This window comes from Saccharomonospora azurea NA-128 (genome assembly GCF_000231055.2).
Taxonomy (GTDB): Bacteria; Actinomycetota; Actinomycetes; order Mycobacteriales; family Pseudonocardiaceae; genus Saccharomonospora; species Saccharomonospora azurea.
In genome coordinates this window covers 2,127,101-2,141,057 of record NZ_CM001466.1, presented here as the reverse complement: position 1 = coordinate 2,141,057, position 13,957 = coordinate 2,127,101, and the positions used below count along the sequence as shown (strand labels likewise).

The 13,957-nt window shown below is 70.9% G+C and carries 12 protein-coding genes and 1 riboswitch; of the genes, 9 read left to right on the top strand and 3 right to left on the bottom strand.

Features of this window, described 5'->3' with window-relative positions; genetic code table 11:
* Positions 1–9: 9 nt before the first annotated feature.
* Both rsmI and SACAZDRAFT_RS09755 read left to right on the top strand, forming a co-directional pair.
* Complete coding sequence (gene rsmI, locus SACAZDRAFT_RS09760) at positions 10–834, top strand: 16S rRNA (cytidine(1402)-2'-O)-methyltransferase (RefSeq protein ID WP_005441077.1); 825 nt, start codon at positions 10–12, stop codon at positions 832–834.
* A gap of 55 nt (positions 835–889) precedes the next feature.
* The gene (locus tag SACAZDRAFT_RS09755) at positions 890–1,876 is read left to right on the top strand and encodes a DUF4185 domain-containing protein (RefSeq protein ID WP_005441076.1); all 987 of its coding nucleotides are present in this window, start codon (positions 890–892) and stop codon (positions 1,874–1,876) included.
* 89 nt (positions 1,877–1,965) lie between these two features.
* Here SACAZDRAFT_RS09755 and SACAZDRAFT_RS09750 read toward each other — a convergent pair whose 3' ends face one another.
* The 3 genes from SACAZDRAFT_RS09750 to SACAZDRAFT_RS09740 are packed head-to-tail and all read right to left on the bottom strand — an operon-like array spanning position 1,966 to position 4,368.
* Positions 1,966–2,571: a GH25 family lysozyme gene (locus SACAZDRAFT_RS09750; protein ID WP_005441075.1), complete on the bottom strand. Its 606-nt coding sequence runs from the start codon at positions 2,569–2,571 to the stop codon at positions 1,966–1,968.
* Positions 2,572–2,624: 53 nt separating this feature from the next.
* On the bottom strand, positions 2,625–3,392 hold the full coding sequence (locus tag SACAZDRAFT_RS09745) for an ABC transporter permease (protein WP_005441074.1): 768 nt from the start codon (positions 3,390–3,392) through the stop codon (positions 2,625–2,627).
* Positions 3,382–4,368, bottom strand: coding sequence for a daunorubicin resistance protein DrrA family ABC transporter ATP-binding protein (locus SACAZDRAFT_RS09740; RefSeq protein ID WP_005441073.1), 987 nt, complete (start codon positions 4,366–4,368; stop codon positions 3,382–3,384). The genes SACAZDRAFT_RS09745 and SACAZDRAFT_RS09740 overlap by 11 nt, the downstream gene beginning before the upstream one ends.
* A gap of 212 nt (positions 4,369–4,580) precedes the next feature.
* On the opposite strand from SACAZDRAFT_RS09740, the gene metG reads away from it, so the two are divergent.
* From metG to SACAZDRAFT_RS09705, 7 genes are all read left to right on the top strand, one after another.
* A complete protein-coding gene (gene metG / locus SACAZDRAFT_RS09735; protein ID WP_005441072.1) occupies positions 4,581–6,380 on the top strand; it encodes a methionine--tRNA ligase in 1,800 nt (599 codons plus the stop codon).
* A complete protein-coding gene (locus SACAZDRAFT_RS09730) occupies positions 6,377–7,213 on the top strand; it encodes a TatD family hydrolase (RefSeq protein WP_005441071.1) in 837 nt (278 codons plus the stop codon). Before metG ends, SACAZDRAFT_RS09730 begins: the two co-directional genes overlap by 4 nt.
* A gap of 242 nt (positions 7,214–7,455) precedes the next feature.
* Positions 7,456–8,883 carry a resuscitation-promoting factor gene (locus tag SACAZDRAFT_RS09725; protein WP_005441070.1) on the top strand — a complete coding sequence of 476 codons (1,428 nt, stop codon included), beginning with the start codon at positions 7,456–7,458 and terminating at the stop codon, positions 8,881–8,883.
* Positions 8,884–8,925: 42 nt separating this feature from the next.
* The gene (rsmA, locus tag SACAZDRAFT_RS09720; protein ID WP_005441069.1) at positions 8,926–9,783 is read left to right on the top strand and encodes a 16S rRNA (adenine(1518)-N(6)/adenine(1519)-N(6))-dimethyltransferase RsmA; all 858 of its coding nucleotides are present in this window, start codon (positions 8,926–8,928) and stop codon (positions 9,781–9,783) included.
* A 53-nt stretch (positions 9,784–9,836) separates the two neighbouring features.
* A riboswitch (SAM riboswitch) is annotated at positions 9,837–9,926 on the top strand.
* Between the two features lie 192 nt (positions 9,927–10,118).
* Positions 10,119–11,123: a methionine ABC transporter ATP-binding protein gene (locus SACAZDRAFT_RS09715; protein ID WP_005441068.1), complete on the top strand. Its 1,005-nt coding sequence runs from the start codon at positions 10,119–10,121 to the stop codon at positions 11,121–11,123.
* Positions 11,124–11,157: 34 nt separating this feature from the next.
* Positions 11,158–12,084 carry a 4-(cytidine 5'-diphospho)-2-C-methyl-D-erythritol kinase gene (locus SACAZDRAFT_RS09710; RefSeq protein WP_005441067.1) on the top strand — a complete coding sequence of 309 codons (927 nt, stop codon included), beginning with the start codon at positions 11,158–11,160 and terminating at the stop codon, positions 12,082–12,084.
* 22 nt (positions 12,085–12,106) lie between these two features.
* A complete protein-coding gene (locus SACAZDRAFT_RS09705; protein ID WP_005441065.1) occupies positions 12,107–13,903 on the top strand; it encodes an ABC-F family ATP-binding cassette domain-containing protein in 1,797 nt (598 codons plus the stop codon).
* Positions 13,904–13,957: the final 54 nt, after the last annotated feature.

The following is a 13,957-nucleotide window of genomic DNA, read 5'->3' as shown; positions in this document are numbered from 1 at the left end:
TCTGGCGTTGTGACGCTCGTACTGGCTGCCACTCCGCTCGGCGACTCCCGCGACGCCTCGCCCCGACTCGCCGAGGTCCTGGCCGAGGCCGACGTGGTGGCGGCCGAGGACACCCGGCGCTTCCGGGCGCTGGCGACGACGCTGGGGGTGACTCCGCGCGGTCGGGTCGTCAGCTTCTACGAGGACGTCGAGGCGGCGCGCCTGCCGAGGCTGCTGGAGGCGCTGCGCGGTGGGCAGACGGTCGTGCTCGTCACCGACGCCGGGATGCCGAGCGTCTCCGATCCCGGCTACCGACTCGTCGCCGCCTGCGTCGAGGAGGGCGTGGGCGTGACGTGCGTGCCCGGGCCGTCCGCGGTCACGACCGCGCTGGCGGTGTCGGGGTTGCCGCCGGACCGCTTCTGCTTCGACGGTTTCGCTCCTCGCAAGCCCGGGGAACGGGCCCGGTGGCTGCGGGAGCTCGTGGACCAGCCGCGCACGGTGGTGTTCTTCGAGTCGCCGCACCGGCTCGCGGCGACGTTGTCGGAGGCGGCCGAGGTCCTCGGCGCCGACCGCAGGGCGGCCGTGTGCCGGGAGCTGACGAAGACCTACGAGGAAGTGCGGCGCGGCGGGCTGGGCGAGCTGGCCGCGTGGGCCGCCGACGGGGTGCGCGGCGAGATCACGGTGGTGGTGGAGGGGGCCGCACCGCGGGCCGTCGCGCTGGCCGATCTGGTGGACGAGGTGCTGGCGCGCGTGGTGGCGGGCGAGCGGCTGAAGTCGGTGGCCGGGGAGGTCGCCCAGGCGGCGGGGGTGTCGAAGAAGGAGCTCTACGACGCCGCGTTGAAGTCGCGCGGCTGACCCGACCCGGTCTCTCGGATGTCTCCGGTGCCGTTCCCGCGTTACGGTCGACGACGTGGTGCGGGTGGGCGAGACGACGCGGATCGGTCCGGTGACCGGCGCGGGCTCGCCGAGTGACACTGACGAGCGCTACAACGTCTTCGCCACCGATCTCGGTATCCCCTGGGACGCCGGAGACGGGCGGGTGCTGGTGGCCTTCGGCGACACCTACGGCCGTGGCTGGGGAGGCAGCGGGCCCGGCCCCGGGGACGCCGACTGGCGGTGCAACGTGCTGGGTTGGTCGTTCGCCCGTGATCTTGCCGGGGGCATGCCGCTGGACGGCGTCGTGGCGCGGCCCGACGGCAGTGCGGCGCAGGTGCTTCCGAAGGGTGGAGGCCGGGAGATCACGGTGATCCCCAACAGCGGTGTGACCGTGGACGGGGTGCACTACCTGCACTACATGTCGGTGCGCGAGTGGACCCGGCCGGGCATGTGGAAGACGAACCACGCCGGTCTCGCCGTCTCCCACGACGGCGGCTGGACGTGGGAGAAGCCGCGGGATGCCCGGTGGTCGAACCGGTGGGGCGACAACCGGTTCCAGCTCGCCGCGTTCGCCCGGGCCGACGATCACGTGTATCTCCTCGGCACCACCAACGGCCGCTACGGCGACGCCTACCTCGCCAGGGCGGACCCCGCCGCACTGCCCGACGTCCGCTCCTTCGAGTACTGGACGGGCAGCGGCTGGAGTCGTCGTCGGCGCGCGGCGGTCGCCGTGGCGGCGGGGCCGATGGGGGAGATGTCGCTCGGTTTCCACCGGACGCTCGACCGGTGGCTGTTGATGCACCTCGACGAGACACGCCGTGGCATCGTGCTGCGCTCGGCGGAGGAGCTCACGGGTCCGTGGACGCCCGGCGAGGTCGTGGTATCGGGCGACGAGTACCCGGCGATCTACGGCGGCTTCCTGCACCCGTGGTCGTTGGACGGCCCGGACCTGTACTACCTCGTCTCCCAGTGGGGGCCGTACAACGTGTTCCTCACCCGCAGCAGGCTCCTGCTCGACTGATTGCTGTCCGGTGGCGTCCGTGAAGTGCGAACACGCGTCGCTGGGCCGCGGACACGGGTGCACAGGTCGCGGACACGCCGGGGTGGGGGTCAGACCAGCACGTCGGTGAGGGTGAACGGGTAGACCAGCGCGTGGTGGCCGATGCGGCCGTCGGCGGTGTGCTCGTGCAGGCCGAGACGCGGATGGAACCACCCGGCGCGGCCGGGGACACCGTTGTGCCACGCCGACCACAACACGACGTCGTCGTCGGCCCACTTCTCCGGCCGGAAGCGGCGGTGCCAGTGCTCCACCTCGGCGTAGACGAGCACGCGTCGGATCACGGCCTCCTGCCGCAACGTCCTGATCCAGGTACGGACGAACCGGTCGTCGAGCCCCTCGGCGCGCGCGTCCAGGGTGGGGGCGAGCGTGCCCGGGGTGAACGCCCCGAGCGACTTGCCGACCTGGACGACGTGACGTGCCTGGTCCTGCGGCGCACCGGGTCTGCCGCGATGCCGGATCCCGGCGTAGACGCCCGCCTGCACCGCGTCGGCCAGCTGGGCGGCCGCCAGGCGGTCGACCCAGTTGCTGTTCTCGGTGACGCTGATCGAGGCGAACGTGACCGAGCGGTCCGCCGCGAGGGCCCGCCAGTCGGGCAGCGGCGCGTGCGGGGCCAGGCTGATGCCCGTCACCTCGCCCCGCACGCCGTGCCCGGTCATGGCGGCAGGCTAGTGCCGCCGGTGGTGTCGTGCCTGTTCACCACGCCGCGGGCTCACGCGTTCTCCTTGCGGAACGTGCTCGCGCCCCACCACACGGCCAGTACGGTCAGCGCCGCCAGGACGAGACTGCCGGTGAGCAGGCCGTCCGTCGTGAAGTCTCCGCGGAACCCCGCGCGTTCGGCCTCGACGATGTGGCTGAACGGGTTGATGCGCGACAGCGTGTACAGCCAGGTGGGCGCGAGACCGGTCGTGATGGGCAGCAGGATGCCGGACAGCAGCAGCACCGGCAGGAGCACGGCGTTCAGCAGAGCAGGGAAGCTCCTTTCGCTCTTCAGCGTCAGTGCCAGCGCGTACGACGACGACGCCATCGTGACGGCGAGCAGCGCGGCGATCACGAGACTCAACAGGATGCCGCCCAGTGGTGCGCGCAGGCCGAACACGACCATCGCCAGTCCGATGAGGATGAGCGCCTGAACCAGTGCCTGGAGCACGTTGTTCAGTACCTTCCCCAGCAGCAGGGCGACCCGGCTCACCGGGGTGACCCGCAGCCGCTCGACGACGCCGCTGCGGTACTCGGCGAGCAGCCCGAACCCGACGAACGAGGTGCCGAACAGCGCGATCATCACGATCAGCGCCGGGGTGAAGATGGTCCAGACGTCGCCGGGCGGGAAGCCCGGTGTGCTGGCGACGACCTTCTCCATCAGGGGACCGAACAGCACGAGGTACAGCACCGGCTGCATGATCTGGATGATCAGCCAGGTGGGGTTGCGCGCGGACAGGGCGAAGTCTCTGCGGAAGATCAACCAGGTGTCACGCCACATCGGTGGCCTCCTCCGTTCCGCTCTGGGCCTCGCGCAGGCTGCGGCCCGTCATGGTGAGGAACACGTCGTCGAGCGTGGGCCGCTGCACCTGCATGGAGGTCATCGAAAGGCCCCGGGAGTCGAAAGCCCGCAGCAGCTCGGGCAGCACCACGTCACCGCGCGGCACGCGGAACCGCACGAGTCCACCGCTCACGCTCACCTCGTGGGCACCGTCGAGCCTCTCGACCAGCGCGGCGGCCTCGGCGGCCTGCTCTCCGGTGTGGTCGAGGCCGATCTCCACCCGGTCGCCCGAGACGCGGGCCTTGAGCTCGTCCGGGGTGCCCTCCGCGACGATCCGGCCCCCGTCGATGACGAGGATGCGGTCGCACAGGGCGTCGGCCTCGTCGAGGTAGTGGGTCGTGAGGAACACCGTCACGCCCTGCTCGGCGTGGAGTTCGGCGATGTGGTTCCACAGGTTCGCGCGGCTCTGCGGGTCGAGCCCGGTGGTGGGTTCGTCGAGGAAGACCAGCGGCGGCCTGTGGACGAGTCCGAGCGCGATGTCCAACCGGCGTCGCTGCCCGCCCGACAGCGTCTTGGTGAGCCGGTCGTCCAGGCCGGACAGGTCGAGCTGGTCGGCCAGCGCGGCGGCGCGGCGGGCGGTCTCGGCCTTCGACAGCCCGTACAGCCTGCCCTGCAACCCGATCTCCTCGCCGACCGTGCACTCGGGCAGGGTGCCACCGCCCTGGGCGACGTAGCCGATGCGTCTGCGCACCCCGAGCGGGTCGCGCAGCAGGTCGCGCCCCGCGACCTCGGCCTCGCCCGCCGTGGGCCGCAGCAGCGTGGTGAGCATGCGCAGCGTGGTCGTCTTTCCCGCGCCGTTGGGTCCGAGGAATCCGACGAGTTCACCCTGGTCGACGTCGATATCGACGCCTCGGACGGCCTCGACCGTGCGGCCCCGGGCGGAGAACCGCCGGGCAAGGCCGCGTGCCCTGATCATGCGTGCCCCTCTCTCGTCGTCGAGCCCGGTTACCCCGCGCACGCCGATGCTGTGCCGGATGTCCCGTAGTGGGGCCGGGTCGAGTACTCGGGCGTCTCGGGACCCCGAACGAGTGAACCGGTGACCGGATGGCCGAGACGTCGCGACGCCATCCCTTCCCGACGTGTCCCTCGCGCACGAAACACCGAAGGAGGTCCGTAGGCTAACCAGGTATGAGCACCCCAGTGTTGACCGCGGTGGCCTGGCCCTATGCCAACGGCCCCCGCCACATCGGCCACGTGTCCGGCTTCGGCGTCCCGTCGGACGTCTTCTCCCGTTACCAGCGAATGGCCGGCAACCGGGTGCTCATGGTGTCGGGTACGGACGAGCACGGCACGCCGATCCAGGTGCAGGCCGAGAAGGAAGGCCTCACGCCGCAGCAGGCGGCCGACAAGTACACCCGCCAGATCACCGAGGACCTGCGCGGCCTCGGCCTGTCCTACGACCTCTTCACGCGCACGAGCACCGGCAACCACGCCGAGGTGACGCAGCAGATCTTCCTGGCGCTGCACCGCAACGGCTACGTCATCCCCAAGACCACGACGGGTGCCATCAGCCCGTCCACGGGCCGCACCCTGCCCGACCGCTACATCGAGGGCACGTGCCCCATCTGCGGCTACGACGGCGCGCGCGGCGACCAGTGCGACAACTGCGGCAACCAGCTCGACGCCGCCGAGCTGCGCAACCCGCGCTCGCGCATCAACGGCGAGACGCCGAAGTTCGTCGAGACCGAGCACCTGTTCCTCGACCTGCCCGCGTTCACCGAGACGCTGGGCAAGTGGCTGTCCACCAAGACGGACTGGCGGCCCAACGTCGTCAACTTCACGAAGAACCTCGTCGACGACATGCGGCCGCGGCCCATCACCCGCGACCTCGACTGGGGCGTGAAGATCCCGCTCGACGGCTGGCGCGACCAGCCGCTGAAGCGCTTCTACGTCTGGTTCGACGCGGTGATCGGGTACTTCTCGGCGAGCGTCGAGTGGGCGCGCCGCACCGGGAACCCGGACGCGTGGCAGGAGTGGTGGAACAACCCCGACGCGCGCAGCTACTACTTCATGGGCAAGGACAACATCACCTTCCACGCCCAGATCTGGCCCGCGCTGCTTCTGGGGCACAACGGTGAGGGCGACCGCGGTGGCGAGCCCGGACCGTACGGCAAGCTCGCGCTGCCCGACGAGATCGTCTCCAGCGAGTTCCTCACGATGAGCGGCTCGAAGTTCTCGACCTCGCGCGGCACCGTGATCTACGTGCACGACTTCCTGCGCGAGTTCGGCCCCGACACGCTGCGCTACTTCATCAGCGTCGCCGGGCCGGAGACCCAGGACACCGACTTCACGTGGGACGAGTTCACCCGCCGCATCAACTTCGAGCTCGCCAACGAGTGGGGCAACCTGGTGAACCGCTCGATCTCGATGGCACACAAGAACAACGGCGGGGTGCCGAGGCCGAACACGCCGACCCAGGCCGACGAGGACCTGAAGGCCCAGGCTCGCGCCGCGTTCGACACGGTGGGCGGGCACCTGCGCCGGTCGCGGTTCCGCCAGGCCGTGCAGGAGGCCATGCGCGTCGTGTCGGCGGCCAACAAGTACCTGTCGGACCAGCAGCCGTGGAAGCTGAAGGACGACCCCGACCGCCGCGACACGGTGCTGCACACGGCACTGCAGGTGGTGTCGGACGCCAACACGCTGCTGACGCCGTTCCTGCCGAACGCGGCGCAGAAGGTGCACGAGGCACTCGGCGGTACCGGAGTGTGGGCGGCCCAGCCCGAGGTGCAGGAGGTCGCCGACCTCGACCTGCCCGACCGGGTGAACCCCATCCTGACCGGTGACTACACCGTCGAGCAGGCCCGCTGGGAGTCCACGCCGATCGAGGTGGGCAGGCCGCTGGCCAAGCCGACACCGTTGTTCACCAAGGTCGACCCGAAGCTCGCCGAGACCGGGCCGGAGTGGGCGCCGATCCAGGTGGCCGAATGAGTCGTCGTGAGCTGCCGCCGGTGCCGGAACGCCTTCCCGTGCCGACGGTCGACTCGCACACCCACCTCGACGCGTGCGGCGCGACGACCCCCGAGGGCGTTCGCGCCGCACTCGACCGGGCGGAGGCGGCGGGTATCGCCGCCGTCGTCACCGTGGCCGACGACCTCGCGTCCGCGCGCTGGGTCGCCGAGGCGTCGGGGTGGGACGACCGGCTCCACGGTGCCGTCGCCCTGCACCCGACGCGCACGAAGGACTTCTCCGACGAGGAGAAGGCGGAGCTGGAACGCCTCGTGCGGGCCGAGCGCGTCGTCGCCGTGGGTGAGACCGGGCTGGACTACTACTGGGACTACTCGCCGCCCGAGGCGCAGCAGGACGCGTTCCGCTGGCACATCGACCTCGCCAAGCGCGTGGGCAAGCCACTCATGATCCACGACCGGGAGGCCCACGACGACGTGCTGGCGATCCTGGAGTCCGAGGGCGCGCCGGACGAGGTGGTGTTCCACTGCTTCTCCGGAGACGCCGACGTGGCGCGGCGGTGCGTCGACGCGGGCTACGTGCTGTCGTTCGCCGGGACGGTGACGTTCCGCAACGCGCGGGCCCTCCAGGAGGCCGCCCGGCTGGTGCCCGACGAGCAGTTGCTGATCGAGACGGACGCGCCGTTCCTCACGCCGCATCCGTTCCGCGGGCGGCCGAACGAACCCTACTGCGCGGCGTACACGGTCGTGGGACTCGCCGAGTTGCGGAAGCAGCCGGTGGAGGCCGTGGCCGACGCCGCACGGCGGAATGCGGAGCGCGTGTTCCGCCTGCGTAGCGGTGGCGGCGAGATCGTCTGAGGTTGCCCTGAGTTCTCGTGAGGAAGATCACTAGTGCCCCTAGGGGTGATTGCGCAACCCTCAGGCACTCGTTATGGTCCCGTGACCGTGCTGGGAAGTGGTCCGCGAGTGACTGCAACGCTGCGGATCGCCACCAGCCTGGCCCACAGTCACGTCGGTGTACGTCGGGGAGAGCATCCTGCGGGATGTGAGGGCGGCGCTGGCTGCGGGAGTCGGTGTACTTACGTGAAGGGATCGACCCTGTGACTGGTAGAGACGGGCATACGGCTGCCTCCACGGCCCTGCTCGACTGGCCGAGCGAAGCCGAGGATCTCGACTTCTCGCCCGAGCCGGAAGTCACACCCCAGGACGTGCTGACCGCTCTCGGACCCGACGCCGAGACGATGATGGCCGAGGCCGGGGTCGGCGTGGACGAGCTGATCAGGCTCATCAACGCCGAGACCACGATGCTTCCGCCGATCGTGCTGCCGGACGAGGACGAGTCCCCGACGCAGTCCGCGGAGGCCACAGCGGCGTCCTCGGAGCCCGAGGACGGTCTCGTCAGCGCCGTCAAGACGTGGAAGAAGCGCTTCCTGCGGGGCACGGTCCTCGCGGTCATGATCACGCTCACCGGTGGCGGTGCCGCGGCGCTCGCGATGAACAAGAGCGTCACGGTCGACGTCGACGGCGAGAAGCAGACCATTCGCAGCTACGGCGACACGGTCGGCGAGGTGCTCGAGGACGCCGGCATCAGCGTCGGCGCTCACGACGCCCTCTCGCCTTCTCCGCAGGCGCCGGTCGGCGACGGCGGCGTCATCAAGCTGGAGCGCGGTCGGCAGCTCACCCTCGTCGTCGACGGCGAGTCGCGCGACTCGTGGGTCCGCGCCACGACCGTGCGCGAGGCGCTGAGCCAGCTCGGACTGGACCACCTGAGCACCGGCGGCACGTGGTTCTCCGCACCGCTGTCCGGCGAGGTGCCGCTCGACGGCATGCGCCTGGAGGTCAAGACCGAGAAGACCGTCACCCTCTTCGACGGCGGTGAGAAGCCCCGCGAGGTCACCACCAACGCCGTGACCGCAGAGGAGCTGCTCGCGGAGCTCGGCCTCGACCTCGGCAAGCAGGACAAGATCGAGGAAGGTTCCGACTTCAAGCTCGCCGACGGCGCCGAGGTGCACGTCAACCGCACCGGCGTGTCGATGGTGAAGAAGACCGAGGTCATCGAGCCCGAGGTCGAGACCATCGAGGACGACACCCTCGACAAGGGCAAGGAGATCGTCGAGGAAGAGGGCAAGGCCGGCGAGAAGATCGTCACCTACCGGGTGACGAAGAAGAACGGCAAGGTCGTCGACAGCGTCGAGGTGTCGACCGAGGTCGTGCGGGAGGCCGAGAAGAAGGTCGTCCGGATCGGCACCAAGTCGGCGGTGCCCGACATCGGCGACGCCTCGGTGTGGGACGCGCTGGCGCAGTGCGAGTCGACCGGCAACTGGGGCATCAACACCGGCAACGGCTACTACGGCGGCCTGCAGTTCAACAAGCAGACCTGGGACGCCTACGGCGGTTCGCAGTACGCGGCGTACCCGCACGAGGCCACGCGTGAGCAGCAGATCGACATCGCGGAACGGGTGCGGGACGATCGCGGTGGCTACGGTGCCTGGCCGCACTGCTCGTCGCAGCTCGGTCTGCCGAAGTAAGCCCACGGCTCCGCCGTGGAACGCGGTCTCTAGGCTGGCCCGGTGACCGAGACACCGGGCCTGCTGGGAGCGTCCGAGATCCGCCGGTTGGCCACCGAGCTGGGAGTGCGGCCGACGAAGAAGCTCGGCCAGAACTTCGTGCACGACGCCAACACCGTGCGCCGCATCGTGGACCTCGCCGACGTGCGGTCGGGTGAGCCGGTGCTGGAGGTCGGCCCGGGCCTCGGCTCCCTCACCCTCGGTCTGCTGGCCGCCGGGGCGCGTGTCCTGGCGGTGGAGATCGATCCCGTCCTGGCCGAGCGGCTGCCCACGACCGTGGCCGAACACGCGCCTGAGGCCGCCTCGCGGTTCACCGTGCTCGAACGGGACGCGCTGCGGCTCCGCGCCGAGGAGCTGCCCACCGAACCCACGGCACTCGTGGCGAACCTGCCGTACAACGTCGCGGTGCCCGTCGTGCTGCACCTGCTGGCCGAACTGCCCTCGCTGCGGCACGCCCTCGTGATGGTGCAGACCGAGGTGGCCGACCGCATGGCCGCCGCGCCCGGCAGCCGCATCTACGGGGTTCCGAGCGTGAAGCTCGCGTGGTACGGGCGGGCGCGCAAGGTCGCGGCCGTGTCCCGGTCGGTGTTCTGGCCCGTGCCCAACGTCGACTCCTCGCTGGTCGCGTTCGAACGCACGGCTCCGCCCGAGGGAGTCGACCGCGACCTCGTCTTCTCGTTGGTCGACGCCGCCTTCGCCCAGCGCCGCAAGACCCTCCGTGCCGCCCTCGCCTCCTGGGCGGGCTCGGGGGAGCGCGCCGCCGCGCTGCTCACCGCCGCCGGTATCGACCCGGCCACCCGAGGTGAACGGCTCACCGTCGAGCAGTTCGCCGAACTGGCCCGCTCTGCGGCGAAAGTGTGATCTCGCCCCGGCTCGCTTGCCAACGGCGGGCCACCTCGGATGTACTGTGGGCGCATCCATCCCGAGCGACCGAGAGACCTGGCTCCGAGACGTCGCAGCAACCGCCCCACTGGGGAAGGTGCTAACGCCAGGACCGATGGAGGATCTCCGTGTATCGCACGCCGCTCCTGACGCAGCGCCGAGTAGTCGACCAGGGCCGCCGCACCGTGTGTGCTTGTTGTAGCCACACGATGTCTCGCTGAGGCCCTTTCCTTCGTCGAGTTTCGGTTTCTTCTGCCGTCTGTCTTCAGGACGTCCCCGTACGGACGCCCGACTTTGAGCTGCCTGGAGCTGTGGTGATCACTGTCGAGAACGTCAGCAAGTCGTTCCCTTCCACCCATTCCCCCGTGGTCGCGCTGCGGGAGGTCAACCTCGTCGTCAACGCGGGGTCGCTGTTCGGCATCGTGGGGCCGAAGGAGGCGGGCAAGACGACGCTGGCGCGCTGCGTGGCACTGCGGGAGCGGCCCGACCGGGGCACCGTGCGCTACGACGGCATGGACACGAGCCGGTTGGCGGGCCGCAAGCTGTGGGGAGCCCAGCGGCAGGTCGCGATGATGGAGCCGACGCTGCGGCCCGAGCGGACCGTCGCGGGCAACATCGCCGCACCGCTGGAGCGGATGGGCGTGGAAGCCGATCGCCGCCGGAGCCGCGTCGGCACGCTGCTCGACGTCATCGGTCTCTCCCGGTCCGGGGCCCGGCTGCCGTCGGAGCTCTCGCCGGGGCAGCAGCGTCGCGTGGCCATCGCCCGGGCCCTGGCCACGGAGCCGTCGGTGCTGCTGGCCGACGACCCGGTGGACGGCGTGAGCAGCGAGGAGTCGGGGGCCGTGCTGTCCGTGCTCGACCGGGCCCGGTCCGAACTCGGCGCCACGGTGATCGTCACGTCACGCGACGCCGACATCGCCCGCCGGCTGTGCGACGAGGTCGCGCTCCTCGACCGGGGCACCGTCGTCGAGTCGGGCACGCTCCTGAGCCTGCTGGGCAAGCCCGGCAGCCCCATCGCGGAGGCGCTGTTGCCGCGGGTCGACACCCCGAGGGCGCTGCTGTCGTCGTACGACCGGGCCGTGGACGTGATCCTCGTGGGCTTCGCCGCGGTGGGCGCGTTGCTGCCCGAGGCGTCGGCGCGCTTCGACGTCGACTTCACCACCATCGGCGGTGGCCTGACGCGGTTCGGTGACACACCGGTCGCGCGCTTCCGCCTCGGTGTCGAGGGCCAGCGGGCGGACGCCGCCCTGGCGTGGATGGCGGAGCGTGGCGCGCACCTCAGCACGCCGATGTTCGGGCTGCGCGACGTCGCTGCCTGAACCGGCGTCGGAGGGTGGCCAGTAGGCTGGGGCCGTGCTTGCCGTCGTACCGCCGCCCGTCACCGTGCGCGTGCCGTCGAAGATCAACCTGCATTTGTCCGTCGGTGACCTGCGGGAGGACGGCTACCACGACCTCACGACGGTGTTCCACGCGTTGTCGCTGACCGACGAGGTCACGGTGTACGCCACGCAGGAACCCGGGATCGAGGTCTCCGGGGAGGGCGCGCGGCTGGTGCCCACCGACGGCGGCAACCTCGCGATGCGGGCGGTGCGCGCCCTGGCCGACCACGTCGGCAAGCCCGACGAGGCGGAACGCGTGCGTGTGGTGATCCGCAAAGGCATTCCGGTGGCCGGCGGAATGGCGGGCGGCAGCGCGGACGCCGCCGCCGCGCTGCTCGCGTGCTCGACCCTGTGGGGACTCGATCTGCACCGCGACGAGCTGGCGGAGGTGGCCGCCACCCTGGGCAGCGACGTGCCCTTCGCGCTCTACGGGGGCACGGCGTTGGGTACCGGTCGCGGGGAGCGACTCGTGCCCGTGCTGTCGCGGCACACGTTCCACTGGGTGCTCGCGTTCGACCAGCGAGGCTTGTCGACTCCCAAGGTGTACGGCGAGCTGGACCGCCTCCGGGAGTCGGGGGACCCGCCGCGGGTCGGCCCACCCGAGGCGCTGTTGGAGGCGCTCGCCTCCGGGGACCCGCGCCGCCTCGCGCTGCTGCTCGGCAACGACCTGCAGGCCGCCGCCGTGTCGCTGCGGCCGGGCCTGCGCCGCACTCTGCGGGCCGGGGTGTCGGCCGGTGCGCTCGCCGGCGTGGTCTCGGGGTCGGGTCCGACGTGCGCGTTCCTGTGCACCGACGGTGATGCGGCGCTCAAGGTGGCCGCCGAGCTCGCGGGCGCGGGCGTGTGTCGCACCGTCCGCGTGGCCCACGGGCCCGTGCCGGGCGCCCGCGTGTGCGACGAGTGACGCGAAACAGGAAAGGACGTTGATGGCCGCGCATCTCCTGGGAGCTGAGGGTCTGCATCTGGAGTACCCGACCCGGGTCGTGTTCGACTCTCTGACGCTCGGTGTCGAGGAGGGCGACCGGATCGGGATCGTCGGCCGCAACGGCGACGGCAAGTCGAGCCTGCTGGGCATGCTCGCCGGGCGGATCGAACCGCAGGCGGGCCGAGTGACCCGCCGCAACGGCGTCCGGTTCGGGGTGCTGAGTCAGGGCGACGATCTCGAGGACGGGTACACGGTCGGCCACTCGATCGTCGGTGACCGGCCGGAGCACGAATGGGCGGGCGATCCCGCCGTCCGCGACGTGATCGGCGGGCTCGTGTCCGACATCCCGTGGCAGGCGAAGGTCGACGAGCTCAGCGGTGGGCAGCGTCGCCGCGTGGCGCTCGCGGCGCTGCTCGTGGGCGACTGGGACCTGATCGCGCTGGACGAGCCGACGAACCACCTCGACGTCGAGGGCATCGCCTGGCTCGCCGAGCACCTCAAGCGGCGATGGGCCGCCAACTCGGGCGGTCTGCTGGTGATCACCCACGACCGCTGGTTCCTCGACGAGGTGTGCACCGAGACGTGGGAGGTGCACGACGGGATCGTCGAACCGTTCGAGGGCGGATACGCCGCCTACGTGCTCCAGCGGGTCGAGCGTGATCGCATCGCGGCCGCCGCCGAGAGCAAGCGGCAGAACCTCCTGCGCAAGGAACTCGCGTGGCTGCGCCGAGGCGCGCCCGCCCGGACCTCGAAGCCGAAGTTCCGCATCGACGCGGCCAACCAGCTGATCGCCGACGTGCCCCCGGTACGCAATCCCCTCGAACTGCAGCGGCTCGCCGTGGCCCGCCTGGGCAAGGACGTCGTCGACCTCGAAGACGTCAGCGTGAGCTTCGGCGACCGCGAGGTGTTGCGGGACGTGACCTGGCGGATCGCGCCGGGGGAGCGCACCGGCATCCTCGGGGCCAACGGCGCGGGGAAGTCGACGCTGCTCGGTCTCGTCTGCGGCACCGTCACGCCCACGTCGGGCCGGGTCAAGCGCGGCAAGACCGTCCGCATCGGACTGTTGGACCAGCAGTTCTCACAACTCGCCGACATCCGGGGCGACCGGGTGCGCGAGGTCCTCGCCCGCACCAGGGCGACGTTCACCATCGACGGCAAGGAACACACGCCCGCGCAACTGCTGGAACGCCTCGGCTTCGCCCGCGAACACCTGTCCGCCCGGGTCGACGACCTCTCCGGCGGACAGAAGCGGCGGCTGCAGTTGCTGCTGCTGTTGCTCGGCGAGCCCAACGTGATCGTTCTGGACGAGCCCACGAACGACGTCGACGCGGACATGCTCGCCGCCGTGGAGGACCTGCTCGACTCCTGGCCCGGCACGTTGATCGTGGTCTCCCACGACCGGTACCTGCTGGAGCGGGTCACCGACCAGCAGTACGCCATTGTGGATGGACGCCTGCGGCACGTGCCCGGTGGCGTGGACGAGTATCTCCGGCTGCGCAGCGAGCAGCGTTCGACCCCGGCGAAGGATCGTCCCGACGTCGCGCGGGCGAACCCCACCCCGACGAACGAGACGATCTCGGGTGCGGAGCGACGGGCTCTCCAGAAGGAGCTGTCCGCCATCGAACGCCGGTTGGAGAAGCTCGCCAAGACCATCGAGAGCGTCCACCACGAGATGGCCGAGCACGACCCGAGCGACTACGAGGGGCTGCAGCAGCACACCGACCGGCTGCGTGGGCTCGAAGCGGAGGTCGAGGAGCTGGAGGAGAGCTGGCTGGAGCTGTCCGAGCAACTCGGCTGAGGTCGCCGCGGGAGGCGTAGCGCGCATCACCCGGGGAAGGGGCTCCGCCGAAAT

Coding starts and splice junctions, on each gene's coding strand:
- SACAZDRAFT_RS09750 (WP_005441075.1), bottom strand. CDS start 2,571: ATGACCGGGCACGGCGTGCGGGGCGAGGTGACGGGCATCAGCCTGGCC.
- SACAZDRAFT_RS09745 (WP_005441074.1), bottom strand. CDS start 3,392: ATGTGGCGTGACACCTGGTTGATCTTCCGCAGAGACTTCGCCCTGTCC.
- SACAZDRAFT_RS09740 (WP_005441073.1), bottom strand. CDS start 4,368: ATGATCAGGGCACGCGGCCTTGCCCGGCGGTTCTCCGCCCGGGGCCGC.
- metG (WP_005441072.1), top strand. CDS start 4,581: ATGAGCACCCCAGTGTTGACCGCGGTGGCCTGGCCCTATGCCAACGGC.
- SACAZDRAFT_RS09730 (WP_005441071.1), top strand. CDS start 6,377: ATGAGTCGTCGTGAGCTGCCGCCGGTGCCGGAACGCCTTCCCGTGCCG.
- SACAZDRAFT_RS09705 (WP_005441065.1), top strand. CDS start 12,107: ATGGCCGCGCATCTCCTGGGAGCTGAGGGTCTGCATCTGGAGTACCCG.